We start from the raw sequence: 15,442 nt of genomic DNA, 5'->3' as shown, positions 1-15,442 counted from the left end.
CCCGAGCGCAAGGAGAACCCATGTCCGACGAGGGACTGTCCAACCTGCTGCACGAGGAGCGCACCTTCGCGCCGAGCGAGGAGTTCGTCGCCCAGGCCAACGGCACGGCCGAGCTGTTCGAGCAGGCGGAGGCCGACCGGGAGGGCTTCTGGGCCCAGAAGGCGCGGGAGTACCTCGACTGGGAGACCGACTTCGACCAGGTCCTCGACTGGAGCGAGGCGCCGTTCGCCAGGTGGTTCCTCGGCGGGCGCCTCAACGCCTGCGTCAACGCGGTCGACCGGCACGTCGAGGCCGGTCACGGCGACCGCGTGGCGATCCACTGGGTGGGGGAGCCCGAGGACGACACCCGCGACATCACGTATGCCGAGCTGCACGAGCAGGTGCAGCGGGCCGCCAACGCGCTCACCGACCTGGGAGTCCGCGAGGGCGACGCCGTCATGATCTACCTGCCGATGATCCCCGAGGCCGCGGTCGCGATGCTCGCCTGCGCCCGCATCGGCGCCCCGCACTCGGTCGTCTTCGGGGGCTTCTCCTCCGACGCGCTGCGCAGCCGCATCGCCGACGCCGGCAGCACGGTCGTCATCACCGCCGACGGGGGCTACCGACGGGGCAAGCCCTCGGGCCTGAAGTCGGTCGTCGACGGCGCGCTGGAGGGTGGCGAGAACCCGGTCGAGAGCGTGCTCGTCGTCCGGCGGACCGAGCAGGACGTCGAGTGGACCGAGGGGCGCGACACGTGGTGGCACGAGGCGCTGGAGGCGGCCGACGCCACCCACGAGGCGCAGGCCTTCGACGCCGAGCATCCGCTGTTCATCCTCTACACCTCCGGCACCACCGGGAAGCCGAAGGGCATCTTCCACGCGACCGGCGGGTACCTCCTGCAGACGGCGTACACCTCGCACGTCGTGCACGACATCCACCCCGAGTCCGACGTCTACTGGTGCACCGCCGACGTCGGCTGGGTCACCGGTCACTCCTACATCGTCTACGGCCCGATGACCCTGGGCGCGACCCAGGTGATGTACGAGGGCACGCCGGACACGCCGCACCAGGGCCGCTTCTGGGAGATCGTCCAGGACAAGAAGGTGACGATCCTCTACACCGCACCCACGGCGATCCGGACGTTCATGAAGTGGGGCAAGGAGATCCCGGAGAAGTTCGACCTCTCCAGCCTCAAGCTGCTCGGGTCGGTGGGTGAGCCCATCAACCCTGAGGCGTGGATGTGGTACCGCGAGGTCATCGGGGGCGGCCGGTGCCCCATCGTCGACACCTGGTGGCAGACCGAGACCGGCGCCATCATGATCAGCCCGGTCCCGGGGGTCACCGAGACCCGGCCGGGGTCGGCGCAGCACCCCATCCCCGGCATCAACGCGGTCGTCGTCGACGACATGGGGCAGCCGGTCGAGAGGGGGTCCGGCGGCTACCTCGTCGTCACCGAGCCCTGGCCCTCGATGCTGCGCGGCATCTGGGGGGACCCGGAGCGCTACAAGGAGACCTACTGGAGCCGGTTCGAGGACATGTACTTCGCCGGCGACGGCGCCAAGCTGGACGAGGACGGCAACATCTGGGTGCTCGGCCGCGTCGACGACGTCATGAACGTCTCCGGCCACCGCATGTCGACCGCCGAGATCGAGTCGGCCCTGGTCAGCCACCCCAAGGTCGCCGAGGCGGCGGTCGTCGGAGCGGCGGACGAGACGACCGGCCAGGCGATCTGCGCCTTCGTCATCCTGCGCGAGGAGGCCGTGGAGCAGGCCGACGAGGAGGGCGAGGGCCAGGACCTCGTCGCCGAGCTGCGCCAGCACGTCGCCAAGGAGATCGGCGCCATCGCCAAGCCGCGGCAGATCATGATCGTGGCGGAGCTGCCCAAGACGCGCTCGGGCAAGATCATGCGGCGACTGCTCAAGGACGTCGCCGAGAACCGCGAGGTCGGCGATGTCACGACGCTCGCCGACTCCTCGGTCATGGACCTCATCACCCAGGGGATGAAGGAGGACTGACCCGCCTCAGCGGCTCTCCCAGGCGTCGGGCTGACGGAGCAGCTCGGTGACCTCGGCGGGCCAGGCGCCGTGGCGCAGCTGGTCCAGGCTGGTCCCGTCGAGCACGGCCCGCAGCGCGGCCCGGGTGGCCACCCAGAGTGCGGGCAGGTGCTGGGCCTCGCCGGGGTATGCCGTGTCGTGCGGTCGCAGGCCCCGCACCTCGGCCAGGGGTCCGTCGACGGCACGAATGATGTCGCCGACGCCGATCTGGTCGGCTGGGCGGGCCAGCAGGTAGCCGCCGCGGGCGCCGCGGCGGGAGGCCACGAGCCCGGCCCGGCGGAGGTCGGCGACGATCGCCTCGAGGAACTTGACCGGCAGGTCCTGCGCCTGCGCGAGGCGGTCGACCGAGACGGGGGTGGCCTCCTGCCCAGGTCCGTCTTGCCCGTCCTGGCCGGCGGCGAGGGCGAGCATGGCCCGCACCGCGTAGTCCGAGCGTGCCGAGATGTCCACCCGCCCAGTCTGTCGCACCCCTGGGTAGACGGGCGCACCCGCACCATACGCAGCGCCGAGCCCCGCGACTGCGCCGCTTGACATTAATCCTAGTCAACCGACAGGATTAGGAGGATTAAGCCGGTCGTCCGCGACCGGCCCCGTGGCTCTCACCCCCTCAGGAGGGGCTCGTGCGTCAACTCATCCTGCTCGCCCTCGTGGGTCTCGCGGCCCAGCTCGTCGACGGCGGCCTCGGTATGGCCTACGGCGTGACGACGACCACGCTGCTGCTCATGCTCGGCACCAACCCGGCGGCGGCCTCCGCGACGGTCCACCTGGCCGAGATCGGGACGACGCTGGCCTCCGGCGCGTCGCACTGGAAGTTCGGCAACGTCGACTGGACGGTCGTCGTGCGGGTGGGCGTCCCGGGAGCGGTGGGTGCCTTCCTCGGTGCCACCGTGCTCAGCTCGATCGACGCCGAGGTCGCCCGGCCGATCACCGCCACGATCCTGCTGGTCCTCGGGGTCTACCTGCTCGTCCGGTTCACCCGTACCGGTATGCGCACCGACCGCATCGGTCAGCCGCTGCGGCGCCGGTTCCTCGCGCCGCTGGGCCTGTTCGCCGGCTTCCTCGACGCCACCGGCGGCGGGGGCTGGGGTCCGGTGGGCACCCCCGCCCTGCTCGCGAGCGGCCGGATGGAGCCGCGTCGGGTCGTCGGCTCGATCAGCGCCTCGGAGTTCCTCGTCGCGGTGGCCGCCAGCCTGGGCTTCCTGGTCGGACTGGGTCACCAGGGGATCAACCTCACGTGGGTGCTGGCGCTGCTCGCCGGCGGGGTCGTCGCGGCGCCCATCGCCGCCTGGCTGGTGCGGGCCATCCCCCCACGGCTGCTCGGCGTCGGGGTCGGCGGTCTCATCGTGCTCACCAACGCCCGGACCCTCCTGCGCGCCGAGCTCGTCGATGCCGGCGACGTGACGCGCTCGCTGGTGTATGCCGTGATCGTCGCGCTCTGGCTGGGTGCGCTGAGCCACGTCGTGGCAGCGCTCCGGCTCAGCCGTGCCGCCGCAGGTGCCGCCACGGACGGCTCAGAGCGAACCTCCGCCCGCTGACCTCGGTGACGGTGATGGCGACGACGTTGAACTTGTCGGTGCCGACCCAGGGCCGCAGCCGCAGGTTGTCGGCCTCGCGGGCCTCCTGGCCCTCGAGAACCGCGGCGGTGCCGCGGGCGACGACGCTCCAGGCGGTCTCGGCGTCGTCGTCGACCTGGTCGATCTCGAAGGCGACGTCGGAGTCCATCACGACGCCGAGGAGCTTGGAGCCCTCGGCGGTGCGGAAGACGAGTCGGTCGCGGTCGACGGCGTAGTTCAGCGGGGCGATGTGCACCTCGTCGGTGAGGTGGTAGGCCAGGCGGCCGAACTCGTGTGAGGCGAGGAGGTCCCAGCACTCCCGCTCGGAGAGGGTGGTCGTGGGCGAGTCGCTCATGGGCTGCTCCTGACGTCGAGGGCGTGCAGTCATGCTACTACATCAGGTCGTACAGCGGTCCTTCTCCGGTCCACGGGTGGGCCCGTCCGTCAGCCCGCGGCACGGCCCCCGCCATCGCTGCCTCAGCCGCCGAACGCCCGCTCGAGCGCGCTCTGGACCTGGGTGATGGCCAGCCAGGCGAAGAGCAGCGCGCAGATGGCCATGAGGACGTTGACCACCGGCCCGTTGCGCCACTCCTGCGGGGTCCGCGAGGTGTTGAGGATCCACAGGAGGGTCACGGCGAGGAAGGGCATGAAGAACGCTCCGAGCACGCCGTAGGCCAGGATGAGCCACACCGGCTGACCCAGGAAGAGCATGATCATGGGCGGGAAGGTCAGCCAGAGGATGTAGGCCTTGTACCAGGTGCCCCCCAGCCGGGTGCTCGGATGGTCCTTGGGCAGCTGGCGGGCGTGACCGACGAAGTCGGCGAACATCATCGACACGCCGTTCCACACGCCCACCAGCGAGCTCATGGCGGCCGACCAGAACCCGATGAGGAAGACCGTGCCCGCCCACGCGCCATACCGGTCCCGCAGGACCTCGGAGAGGTCCAGCAGCCCCTCGTCCCCGGTCTCGACCGCGATGCCGGCGGAGTAGAGCAGCTCGGCTCCGACGATGAGCGTGGAGATGACGAAGATGCCGGTGACGGTGTAGGCGACGGTGTTGTCCAGGCGCATGACCCGCATGTGGCCGGGGGTGGTCCAACCCTTCTCCCGGATCCAGTATCCGTAGGCCGCGAGCGTGATGGTCCCGCCCACACCTCCCGCGACGGACAGGACGTTGATGAGACCCCCCTCGGGGATCCGCGGGACCAGGCCGGCGATGAGATCAGGGATGTTGGGCAGCGTGAGCAGCGCGGCCAGGAACATCGTCACGAACATGATGCCCACCAGGGCCGCGCAGACCTTCTCGAAGAAGGCATACCGGCCGAACCACACGAGCGCCGCGCCGATGAGGCCGGAGAGGACACCCCAGCCGGTGACCGAGAGCCAGGGGAACAGGCTGTGCAGCGGCAGACCGGTGCCGGCCATCGCGGCGGCGCCGTAGACGAAGCCCCAGATGACGATGTAGGGGGCGAAGTACCAGCTCGTCCACCTCCCGAGCGTCGCCCACCCCTCGTAGATCGTGTTGCCCGTCGCGAGGGAGTAGCGCCCGGCGCCCTCGACGAGGACCACCTTGAGGAGGCAGCCGACGACGACCGCCCAGAGCAGGGCGTAGCCGAAGCGCTGCCCCGCGATGACGGTGGCGACGAGGTCGGCGGCACCCACGCCCGTGGCGGCGACGATGAGTCCCGGACCGACGAGGCTCCAGCCCGCCCGCGAGCTCTTGGTGGTCTGCGACGGCGATGTCATGGGTCCTGTCTACACGAGGCGGGGGGCGGGGCCGTGGCGCTCCCGCGCGGGGTCGGGGGTGTCGTGACACGCTGAGGTATGCGTGTGAGCGAGCTGTGGAGGTATCCCGTCAAGTCCTTCGGCGGGGAGTCGGTGGGTGAGTCCGTGGTCGAGCCGTGGGGGCTGGAGGGGGACCGGCGCTGGGGTGTCGTCGGGCCGGACGGCTTCCCGGTCACCGCCCGCGAGTGCCACGAGCTGCTGGGGCTGACCGCGACGACGGTGGACGAGGAGACCATCCGGATCACCGCGCGGGACGGTGACTCCATCCTCGTGGAGACCCCGCTCGGGGTGCCCCCGGTCCCGGTCGGTCACTCGCGACAGGGGTTCGCGCCGCCGGCCGACCAGGACGTGAGCGAGTGGGTCACGGCCAAGGTGGGCCGGGGGCTGCGCCTCGTGTGGCAGGAGGACCCGACCGTCCGCCGGATCTCCGGTGCGCACGGTGGCCAGGAGGGGGAGTCGGTGTCGCTCGCCGACACGGGGCCGCTGCTGCTGACGACCGAGCCGTCGCTGCACCGCGTGAACGACTGGATCCTCGAGGGTGGGGGTGAGCCGGTGCCGATGAGTCGCTTCCGCCCCAATGTCGTCGTCGGCGGCGACGGCGATCTCGAGCCGTTCGCCGAGGACGCCTGGGAGTTCGTCACGGTCGGGGAGGTTCGCTACCGGCGCACCGAGCTGTGCGACCGCTGCGTGATGACGCAGATCGACACGCAGACGATGGAGACGGGCAAGGAGCCGATCCGCACCTTGGCGCGGCACCGCAGATGGGACGGCACCACGTGGTTCGGCATCCGGCTGGTGCCGGTCGGGCTGGCCGAGGGGCGCGGCAGGGTGGTCGTGGGCGACGAGCTCGCCCCCGGTCGAGACACCTAGCCGATCAGGCCACCCTCGCCCTAGATTGCCTCACATGGCACCCACCCCGGAGGTCCAGGACCTCATCGACTCCCTGGACCGCCATCGCGGCTTCCTGCTGCAGACCGCGGAGGGGCTGAGCGAGGAGCAGGCGCGGGCGGCGAGCACGGTCAGCGCGCTGACGATCGCCTCCATCCTCAAGCACGTCGCCGACACCGAGGAGGAGTGGATGCAGTTCGCCCTCCGCGGTGCCGACGCCTTCGGCGGCGTCTACGAGCAGGACGTCGACTGGGCGGCGGTCGACACCGCGGCCGCCCAAGGGGAGGACTGGGGTGAGTGGGAGGACACCCGCTTCGAGGTCGGCGAGGCCGAGACGCTGCCGGTGCTCCGGGAGCGGGTCGTGGCCGTGGGCCGGGAGACCTCGCGCATCCTGGAGGAGGCGGACCTCGACAGGGCGCACCCGTTGCCGCAGGCGCCGTGGTTCGAGGAGGGCGTGTCGTGGTCGGTGCGCCGGGTGGCGCTGCACATGCTCGCGGAGATCGCCCAGCATGCCGGGCACGCCGACATCATCCGCGAGGCCATCGACGGTCAGCGCACGATGGGCTGACGCGTCTCATCCAGTCCTCGACCACCCGGAGGCGGTTCGGCTGACGTGTCTGGCGCTGTCCCTCGATGTCCGGGGCATGCCGTCGCGGCCGGCCAGACCGGGCCGGTTGCGGGGCGGGGTGCTCAGAGGTGCCAGGTGAGGGTGCCGCCGTTGACGGTGGCGGTCAGGTCGTGCTGGTGGACGTGGGTGTGGTGGCGTCCGCAGAGCAGGGTCATCCGGTCGACGTCGGTGCGGCCGCCACGGGCCCAGTGGTCCAGGTGGTGGCTGTCGCACCACTGGGGGAGCGCGGTGCAGCCGGGGAAGGAGCACCCGCCGTCGCGTACCGCGAGGGCTTTCCACTGCGCGGGGCTCGCGTAGCGGGACTCGCGGCCCAGCGCGAGCGGGGCCCCGTCGGCGGCCAGCCACACCGGTGTGATGTCGGCGGTGCAGCCGAGCTCGGCGGCCTGCCGGGGTGGCACGTAGTCACCGGTGGCCGTCGTGGCCGGCCCGCAGGGCACCCCCCGCTTCGGGTCGAAGGGGATGACCAGCAGGACCGTGGCCCGCGCGGTCGAGGGTGGTGCCCCGGGGTGGCCGATCCCGCGCCCGATGGTGGTGGCCAGGGCGTCGAAGCGTCGCTGGGTCGGGGTCCTGGTATCCGGCTCGAGGACGTGCCCGTTGGCGTCCTTGACCGGGGCTGGCGCGGCCAGCGCCGAGGTGAGCACGCCGTTGATGGTGGCGGCGACACCGTCGGGGGCATCGACGGTGAAGCGGGTCAGCCCGGGACCGACCCGACGGGCGGTGACCGAGCGCAGCTCGTGCGCGGCCCGTTCGCGCTCACCCGGCTTCGCCTCGTGCAGCAGGTCCTCGACGAGCTGGTGGCACACCCGGGCCAGGTCCCGGTCCGACAGGTCGGCCTGCGCGGCGGCCCGGGTCGCGATCTGGGTGTAGGCCTCCTGCTGGGAGGTGTCGAGCGAGCTTTCCAGGCGTCTCATCGTGCGGGCGACCAGCGCCGCCCGGTGCACCGGCACGCTCCCGCTGGCGACGGCGTCACCGATCGCGGCCGTGGCCGGCGACTCGCACGCCCTCACCACATCGGTGATCTGCGCGGCGTCCTGCGTGCTCAGCCACGGGCAGCGCACCCGCAACCAGTCGGTCAGCGACAGCGCCACGTCCTGGTGCAGGCCCCGGGCCGCGGCCTCCCGCGCCAGCGTGAACCCCACCGCCCCCAGCTGCGTGGCCAGCCTGCCGACCGACTCGATCGCCTCGACCAGGGCGTCGTCGAGGACGGTGACGGTCTCCTCGGCGCTCAGTGCCGCCCGCCCCAGCGCAGCCCGCGCCTCGGCCAGACCCCCGTGCAGCTCGCGCGCCGGCAGGTCCCGACCCCGCCCGTCCAGCGCGTCGTAGACCTCCGCCATGAACGCGGCATACTCCACCGCGTCCAACCGGTCGATCTCGTCCAACGGCTCGTCGACCTCACCCGACGGGCCCTCGGCGTCCTCGCCCCAGCCACGGTGGCACCACCCAGCGCCGCGGGCGGCATGGTCGGTGCCGTCATCCCGCGACAGCGACTCCCACGTCGGCGCGCCCACCCAGTCCGGCGGGCCCGCGGCAGCGATCGACCGGGCCGACCACACGTCCCCTCGGCCCGGCTGCTCTCCCCCTCGCCTCTCCATGAACCGACTCAACCAGCCACCACCGACATACCCGCTGAGCTGCGACGTCCCCGGCACTGTCGCCTCGAGCGGGGTCACTGCACGGGTGGCAACCGGGGATGGTCCGTCGGGTAGACGCCGACCGCGAAGCCGTAGACGGTGTCGCCCGAGCGCGGCAGCGCGTCGAACTCCTCGACCAGCGCGGCCATCCGGTCCCAGAACTGCGAGACCTGCTCCTCCGTGAGCCGCGCGTGGCGGACGAAGCCCCAGAGCCGGCCCTCGGCGTACGCCGGTCCGGACTCCTGGGCGGCGACGGCGAGGTCGTTGAAGTCCAGCGGCAGTGCATCACCGGTCGCGGACGGTTCCGCCGCGACGTGGAACAGGCGGGCGGTGCGGCCGTAGAAGCGCTCCTCGACCGCGCGCACCTTGCGGGTGCGCACGACCCGCACCAGGCCGGTGCGCCGGAGGACCGCCACGTGGTGCGCCACCGTGCTCTTCGGGCGGCCGACCGACGAGGCGAGCTCGGTGACCGTCGCCGCCCGTTCGTGGAGCAGCTGCAGGATCGTCGTGCGCAGGGGATGGCCGATCGCCTTGACCTGCTCGGCACGGGTGAGCGCCAGCCGGTCGGCGAGCTCGTAGTCCGGGGGGTTGTCAGCCACGGCACATGAGACTAACGTGTCCGAACGTTCGATATTTGTCGATCATTGAGACGAGTAGGGGTGCGCGCATGGCTGAGCTGTTGTTGTTCCACCACATCCAGGGACTCACCCCCGGAGTACAGGACCTGGCCGAGGACCTCCGGGCCGACGGGCACGTCGTGCACGTCCCCGACCTCTTCGACGGCCGTGTCTTCGACAGCATCGAGGAGGGCTTCGACCACGCGCGGACGACCGGGTTCGACACCCTGCGGCAGCGCGGCGCCGCGGCGGCTGACGGCCTCGGTGACGAGCTCGTGTATGCCGGCCTCTCGTTCGGGGTGACCATCGCCCAGCGGCTGGCGCAGACCCGGCCCGGGGCCCGGGGGGCGGTGCTCCTGCACTCCTGCCTGCCGGTCTCGGAGTTCGGCAGCTCGTGGCCGGAGTCGGTGCCCGTGCAGATCCACGGCATGGCGGGCGACGAGTTCTTCGAGGAGGACCTCCCCGCTGCCCGGGAGCTCGCTGAGTCGCACGCCGGGGCGGAGCTCTTCGTCTATCCCGGTGACCAGCATCTCTTCACCGACCGCTCGCTGGAGGCCTACGACCCCGAGGCAGCGGCGCTGGTGGTGCAGCGGGTGCGGTCGTTCCTGGCGTAGCGCTGACGCCCCGATTCTGTGTCCCTCTGTCGGTCGGTGGACGTAGAGTAGGAAGCCACCCGAGGATGGGAGGCGCGACGTGGCGCGTGCAGGTCGGCAGCAGACCGAAGCGTTGACACCCCGGTCGGCGCGGGGGGAGTCGGTGCGCGTGATCGCACAGCGGTATGCCCGGGAGCGCGGACCGCTGCTGGAGATCCTCCATGCGGTGCAGGCCGAGCACGGCCACATCGCCGACGAGGACGTCGCGGAGATCGCCGACGTCCTCAACCTCTCGGTGGCCGAGGTGCACGGCACCGTCAGCTTCTACCACGACTTCCGGCGCAGCCCGGCGGCCGACCACGAGGTCCAGATCTGCCGGGCCGAGGCGTGCCAGGCCGTGGGGGCCGCCGACCTCTGGGCCGCCACGGAGCAGCACTTCGCCCACCGCGAGGACGTCGAGGTCCGTGAGGTCTTCTGTTTCGGCAACTGCGCCCTGGGGCCGAGCGCCAGCATCGACGGCCGGCTCCGGGGGCACGTCACCATTGACGACATCGCCACCGCGGAGTCAGGCTGGTCCCGATGACCACCGTCTGGGTCCCCGCCGACTCCTCGGCCCGCGCCGTCGGCGCCGACGAGGTGGCGGCCGCCCTCGCCGAGGTCGAGGGGGTGACCGTCCGCCGCAACGGTACCCGGGGCATGCTCTGGCGCGAGCCGCTCGTCGAGGTCGAGACCGACCGCGGGCGGGTCGGCTACGCCTCCGTCGCGGCCGACGGCATACCTGCCCTCCTCGAGGCCGGCATGCTCTCCGGTGCCGACCACGAGACCTGCATCGGGGTGGTCGACGAGGACCCGTGGCTCACGGCCCAGGACCGCGTGAGCCTGGTGCGGATCGGGCTGGCCGAGCCGACCGACATCCGCGCCTACGAGGCCCAGGGCGGCTGGGCCGGGCTGCGCCGCGCGTTGGACACGGACCCGACCGACGTCGTCGAGGAGGTCGTGACCTCCGGGCTGCGCGGGCGCGGGGGAGCGGGCTTCCCGACCGGCGTCAAGTGGCGGACCGTCCTGCAGGCGCGTCAGGGCGGCGCGGAGCAGGCTTTCGTGTGTTGCAACCTCGACGAGGGCGACTCGGGCACCTTCGCCGACCGCATCCTGGCCGAGGCCGACCCCTTCACCCTCCTCGAGGGCATGACCATCGCTGCGGTCACCGTCGGCGCCACCGAGGGCTACATCTACTGCCGCAGCGAGTACCCCGACGCGATCGCCCGGCTGCGCGACGCCATCGCGGTGGCCACCGAGCACGGTTACCTCGGTGACGACGTCGCGGGCAGCGGTCGGGCCTTCCGGCTGCAGGTGCGGGTCGGTGCCGGCGCCTACATCTGCGGCGAGGAGACCTCCATGCTGGAGTCCCTCGAGGGCCGCCGCGGCGAGGTCCGCGCCAAGCCGCCGATCCCGGCCCTGCGCGGCCTCTGGGACAGCCCGACGGTCGTCAACAACCTGCTCTCCTTCGCCGCGATCCCGATGATCCTGGCCGACGGCGGCGAGACCTACGCCGCCCGCGGTGTCGGCCGGTCCCGCGGCACGCAGATCTTCCAGCTCGCCGGCAACATCGCCCGCGGCGGGGTCTTCGAGGCGCCGCTCGGCATCACCCTGCGCGAGCTCGTCGAGGACATCGGCGGCGGCACCCGCACCGGCCGCCCGGTCCGCGCGGTCCAGGTGGGGGGCCCGCTCGGCGCCTACCTCCCGGCCGACCGGCTGGACGTCCCCATGGGCTACGAGGAGCTCGCGGAGGCCGGCGGCATGCTCGGCCACGGTGGCCTCGTCGTCTTCGACGACACCGTCGACATGGCCCGGATGGCCCGCTTCGCCATGGAGTTCTGCTCCGTCGAGTCCTGCGGCAAGTGCACCCCTTGCCGCATCGGGTCCACCCGTGGCGTCGAGACGATCGACCGGATCACCAGCACCCCGGCCGGCGCCGAGGGGCGCGACCAGCTCTTCGTCCTCCTCGAGGACCTCTGCGCCACCATGACCACCGGTTCGCTGTGCGCCATGGGCGGCCTCACCCCCGTCCCGGTCCGCAGCGCCCTCACCCACTTCCCGGAGGACTTCGGAGGGAGCCCGCGATGACCGCCACCATCCCCACCGCCGAGCAGGTCGCCAGCCAGCTCGGCCAGGCCAGCCGGGACGGCGACGGCTCCGGTATGCCGGGACCCACCCCCGGTGCGGCCGACGCCGCGGACGGGGTGACGGGTGCGGCATACCTGCCCGAACCCGACTTCGGCACCCCCGAGGTGCGCAGCGGGACGACCGTCACCCTCACCATCGACGACCGCGAGGTCACCGTGCCCGAGGGCACCTCGGTGATGCGGGCCGCCCGCCAGGCCGGGGTGCAGGTCCCCAGCCTGTGCGCCACCGACTCGCTCCAGGCCTTCGGCTCCTGCCGTCTGTGCCTCGTCGAGGTGGAGGGCGGCAGGGGCACCCCCGCCTCCTGCACCACCCCCTGCGCCGACGGCGCCGTGGTCCGCACCCAGACGGAGGAGGTCCGTCGGGTCCGTCGCGGGGTGATGGAGCTCTACCTCTCCGACCACCCGACCGACTGCGCCGGGTGCTCCCGCGGCAGCTGTCAGATCGCCGCGCTCGCTCGCCAGGCAGGGGTCGCCGAGGTGCGCTACGGTCTTCCCACCCCCCGGAGGGACGGGTCCCCCGCGCTGCGCAGGCAGGCGGAGGTCCCGTCCGGGGGGGTCCAGGAGGAGGACCCCGCCGGGGGCACCGGCGAGCGGGTCAGCGCTGGCCACGGCCCGGTCCTCGGCCGCGGTCCGGTCGACAGCTCCAACCCCTACTTCGACTACACCCCCGACGCCTGCATCGCGTGCTCGCGCTGCGTGCGCGCGTGCTCCGACATCCAGGGCACCTTCGCGCTCACCGTCGAGGGCCGGGGCCTGGCCTCCCGCATCGCGCCGGGGCCCACCGACTTCTTCGGCTCCGAGTGCGTCTCCTGCGGCGCCTGCGTGCAGGCCTGCCCGACCGACGCGCTCACCGAGAAGTCCGTGGTCAGCCTCGGTATGCCGAAGCGCACCGTCGAGACCACGTGCGCCTACTGCGGGGTCGGCTGCTCCTTCCGCGCCGAGGTCACCGACACCCGGGACGAGCAGACGGGGCAGACCCGGACCCAGGTCGTGCGCATGATGCCGCTCAAGGCGGGCAAGGCCAACGAGGGCCACTCCTGCGTCAAGGGGCGGTTCGCCTACGGCTACACCGACCACGAGGACCGCCAGCTGTCCCCGATGGTGCGCGACAGCATCGAGGACGAGTGGCGCACGGTCTCCTGGGAGGAGGCGATCTCGCGGGTCGCGCAGGGCTTCCGGGAGATCCAGGAGCGGCACGGCGTCGGCTCGATCGGCGGCATCTCCTCCAGCCGGTGCACCAACGAGGAGGTCTACGTCGTCCAGAAGATGGTGCGCGCGGCCTTCGGCAACAACAACGTCGACACCTGCGCCCGGGTCTGCCACAGCCCCACCGGCTACGGCCTCAACCAGACCTTCGGGACCTCCGCGGGCACCCAGGACTTCGCCTCGGTCGCGGACACCGACGTGGTCCTGCTCATCGGCGCCAACCCCACCGACGCGCACCCGGTCTTCGCCTCGCGGATGAAGCAGCGGCTGCGCGAGGGGGCGCAGATCATCGTCGCCGACCCGCGGGAGATCGCCCTCGTCCGCTCCCCGCACGTCGAGGCGGCGCACCACCTGCCGTTGCTGCCCGGCTCCAACGTCGCCTTCGTCAACGCCATGGCCCACACGATCGTCACCGAGGGGCTGCACGACAAGGGCTTCCTGGAGGAGCGCTGCGAGGACGTCGAGGCATACCTCGACTTCATCCGGTCGCCGGAGAACTCGCCGGAGGCCACCGCGGAGGCGACCGGGCTGGACCCGGAGCGGGTGCGCGAGGCGGCCCGGCTCTACGCCGCCGCGCCGAACGGCTCGATCTACTACGGCCTCGGCGTCACCGAGCACAGCCAGGGCTCGACGATGGTCATGGGCATGGCCAACCTCGCGATGGTCACCGGCAACATCGGCCGGCCCGGCGTCGGCGTCAACCCGCTGCGCGGCCAGAACAACGTGCAGGGCAGCTGCGACATGGGCTCCTTCCCGCACGAGCTGCCGGGCTACCGGCACATCTCGCTGCCGGACGTGCGAGCGATCTACGAGGACCTGTGGGGCGTCACCCTCGACCCGGAGCCCGGGCTGCGGATCCCCAACATGTTCGACGCCGCCATCGGGGGCAGCTTCAAGGGACTGTTCGTGCACGGCGAGGACATCGCCCAGTCCGACCCCAACCTGCGGCACGTGCGAGCGGCGCTGACCAGCATGGAGATGGTCGTGGTCCAGGACCTCTTCCTCAACGAGACCGCGCGCTACGCCCACGTCTTCCTGCCCGGCAGCAGCTTCCTGGAGAAGGACGGCACCTTCACCAACGCCGAGCGCCGCCTCGGCCGGGTGCGGCCGGTCATGCCGAGCCGGGTCGGCAAGGACGAGTGGCAGGTGGTCTGCGACATCGCCACCGCGATGGGCTACCCGATGGAGTATGCCTCCGCCTCGGAGATCATGGACGAGATCGCCGCCACGACGCCCACCTTCGCGGGGGTCAGCTTCGCGCGGCTCGACGCCGAGGGCTCCATGCAGTGGCCGGTCAACGACCGGGCACCGCACGGGACGCCGACGATGCACGTGGACGAGTTCGTCCGGGGCAAGGGCAAGCTCATCCCGACCGTCTTCGTGCCGACGACCGAGACGACCAACCGGCGGTTCCCGCTCATCCTCACGACGGGTCGGATCCTCACCCAGTACAACGTCGGCGCCCAGACCCGTCGCACCGCCAACTCCACCTGGCACCCGGAGGACGTCCTCGAGCTGCACCCCGCGGACGCCGAGATGCGGGGGATCCGCAGCGGGGACCGCGTCGAGCTGTCCAGCCGGGTGGGGGCCACCACGCTCACCGCCCTGGTGTCGACCCGGATGCAGCCCGGGGTCGTCTACACGACCTTCCACCACCCGGTCACCGGGGCCAACGTCGTGACGACCGAGAACTCCGACTGGGCCACCAACTGCCCGGAGTACAAGGTCACCGCCGTCCAGGTCGGTGTCGCCAACGCCGGCCGGGACCACCCGGCGGCCGAGGAGGTCAGCGACGGGCACGACCCGGTCGACCCGGCGGTCGAGGTCGTCGGGGCCCGCCGGTGAGCGACGTGCCCGCCGCCCCGTCGTCGGAGGAGCCGGACGGGCGGCCAGGAGTGCCGGCGCGACCTGCTGGGAGCGAGGCGTCGCGCCCGCAGGAGCCCTCGGGCGGGATGCCTCAGGACTGGAGGCACCGGGACAGCGACGAGCCGGACCTCGACGCCCCGACCGACGCCGACCCCGCCCCGACCCAGGGTCCGCCGACGGGGGAGGCCGCGGACGCGCAGACCCGCCAGCGGCTGCCCGCCGAGATCAGGATGGGTGAGGACATCGCCCGCGCCATGGCGCACCACCCGCCGCAGCGGGCCGCCGAGGAGATCGCGACGCACCTCCGCAAGTTCTGGGACCCGCGCATGCGGTCCTCGATCGTGGGGCGGGTCGAGGCCGGTGAACCGATGGACGACCTGCTCCGGGCAGGGGTCGAGCTCTACCGCCAGGGCGAGATCGACCGCGCCGAGGTTGCCGAGCCCTCCGGCGGCTGACCCT

Annotated in this window: 14 protein-coding genes; 9 read left to right on the top strand and 5 right to left on the bottom strand. The window is 72.2% G+C overall.

Going from position 1 to position 15,442, the window contains the following annotated elements; genetic code table 11:
- Positions 1 to 20: 20 nt before the first annotated feature.
- Positions 21 to 1,994, top strand: a complete 1,974-nt coding sequence (gene acs / locus Q0795_RS04985) for an acetate--CoA ligase (protein ID WP_298887329.1) — start codon at positions 21 to 23, stop codon at positions 1,992 to 1,994.
- A 6-nt stretch (positions 1,995 to 2,000) separates the two neighbouring features.
- On the opposite strand, the gene Q0795_RS04980 is transcribed toward acs, so the two are convergent.
- Positions 2,001 to 2,483 (bottom strand): Rrf2 family transcriptional regulator, encoded by a 483-nt coding sequence (locus Q0795_RS04980; protein ID WP_298887326.1) that lies wholly within the window; start codon positions 2,481 to 2,483, stop codon positions 2,001 to 2,003.
- 170 nt (positions 2,484 to 2,653) lie between these two features.
- Between Q0795_RS04980 and Q0795_RS04975 the strand changes: the two genes are divergently transcribed.
- Complete coding sequence (locus Q0795_RS04975) at positions 2,654 to 3,568, top strand: sulfite exporter TauE/SafE family protein (RefSeq protein ID WP_298887323.1); 915 nt, start codon at positions 2,654 to 2,656, stop codon at positions 3,566 to 3,568.
- On the opposite strand, the gene Q0795_RS04970 is transcribed toward Q0795_RS04975, so the two are convergent.
- Complete coding sequence (locus Q0795_RS04970; protein ID WP_298887320.1) at positions 3,510 to 3,941, bottom strand: pyridoxamine 5'-phosphate oxidase family protein; 432 nt, start codon at positions 3,939 to 3,941, stop codon at positions 3,510 to 3,512. The two genes, Q0795_RS04975 and Q0795_RS04970, sit on opposite strands and share 59 nt — an antisense overlap.
- A 122-nt stretch (positions 3,942 to 4,063) precedes the next feature.
- A complete protein-coding gene (locus Q0795_RS04965) occupies positions 4,064 to 5,332 on the bottom strand; it encodes an Nramp family divalent metal transporter (RefSeq protein ID WP_298887317.1) in 1,269 nt (422 codons plus the stop codon).
- Between the two features lie 78 nt (positions 5,333 to 5,410).
- Between Q0795_RS04965 and Q0795_RS04960 the strand changes: the two genes are divergently transcribed.
- Complete coding sequence (locus tag Q0795_RS04960) at positions 5,411 to 6,241, top strand: MOSC N-terminal beta barrel domain-containing protein (protein WP_298887314.1); 831 nt, start codon at positions 5,411 to 5,413, stop codon at positions 6,239 to 6,241.
- A 34-nt stretch (positions 6,242 to 6,275) separates the two neighbouring features.
- The gene (locus Q0795_RS04955) at positions 6,276 to 6,827 is read left to right on the top strand and encodes a DinB family protein (protein WP_298887311.1); all 552 of its coding nucleotides are present in this window, start codon (positions 6,276 to 6,278) and stop codon (positions 6,825 to 6,827) included.
- 122 nt (positions 6,828 to 6,949) lie between these two features.
- On the opposite strand, the gene Q0795_RS04950 is transcribed toward Q0795_RS04955, so the two are convergent.
- Positions 6,950 to 8,479 carry an HNH endonuclease signature motif containing protein gene (locus Q0795_RS04950; protein WP_298887308.1) on the bottom strand — a complete coding sequence of 510 codons (1,530 nt, stop codon included), beginning with the start codon at positions 8,477 to 8,479 and terminating at the stop codon, positions 6,950 to 6,952.
- Between the two features lie 74 nt (positions 8,480 to 8,553).
- On the bottom strand, positions 8,554 to 9,117 hold the full coding sequence (locus Q0795_RS04945; protein ID WP_298887305.1) for a winged helix-turn-helix domain-containing protein: 564 nt from the start codon (positions 9,115 to 9,117) through the stop codon (positions 8,554 to 8,556).
- Between the two features lie 5 nt (positions 9,118 to 9,122).
- Here Q0795_RS04945 and Q0795_RS04940 point away from each other — a divergent pair, with 5 nt between their 5' ends.
- The 5 genes from Q0795_RS04940 to Q0795_RS04920 all read left to right on the top strand — a co-directional run bounded on the left by Q0795_RS04940 (position 9,123) and on the right by Q0795_RS04920 (position 15,438).
- The gene (locus Q0795_RS04940; protein WP_298887302.1) at positions 9,123 to 9,749 is read left to right on the top strand and encodes a dienelactone hydrolase family protein; all 627 of its coding nucleotides are present in this window, start codon (positions 9,123 to 9,125) and stop codon (positions 9,747 to 9,749) included.
- A gap of 142 nt (positions 9,750 to 9,891) precedes the next feature.
- The gene (locus Q0795_RS04935) at positions 9,892 to 10,311 is read left to right on the top strand and encodes an NAD(P)H-dependent oxidoreductase subunit E (protein WP_298887299.1); all 420 of its coding nucleotides are present in this window, start codon (positions 9,892 to 9,894) and stop codon (positions 10,309 to 10,311) included.
- Positions 10,308 to 11,852, top strand: a complete 1,545-nt coding sequence (locus Q0795_RS04930; RefSeq protein ID WP_298887296.1) for an NADH-quinone oxidoreductase subunit NuoF — start codon at positions 10,308 to 10,310, stop codon at positions 11,850 to 11,852. Before Q0795_RS04935 ends, Q0795_RS04930 begins: the two co-directional genes overlap by 4 nt.
- Positions 11,849 to 14,962, top strand: a complete 3,114-nt coding sequence (gene fdhF, locus Q0795_RS04925; RefSeq protein WP_298887294.1) for a formate dehydrogenase subunit alpha — start codon at positions 11,849 to 11,851, stop codon at positions 14,960 to 14,962. The genes Q0795_RS04930 and fdhF overlap by 4 nt, the downstream gene beginning before the upstream one ends.
- Positions 14,959 to 15,438 carry a formate dehydrogenase subunit delta gene (locus Q0795_RS04920; RefSeq protein WP_298887290.1) on the top strand — a complete coding sequence of 160 codons (480 nt, stop codon included), beginning with the start codon at positions 14,959 to 14,961 and terminating at the stop codon, positions 15,436 to 15,438. Before fdhF ends, Q0795_RS04920 begins: the two co-directional genes overlap by 4 nt.
- Positions 15,439 to 15,442: the final 4 nt, after the last annotated feature.

Origin of the sequence: uncultured Serinicoccus sp. (assembly GCF_947487915.1) — a bacterium.
GTDB lineage: Bacteria > Actinomycetota > Actinomycetes > Actinomycetales > Dermatophilaceae > Ornithinicoccus.
The sequence above is the reverse complement of the archived record's forward strand: the minus strand, read 5'-3'. Positions and strand labels throughout refer to the sequence as shown.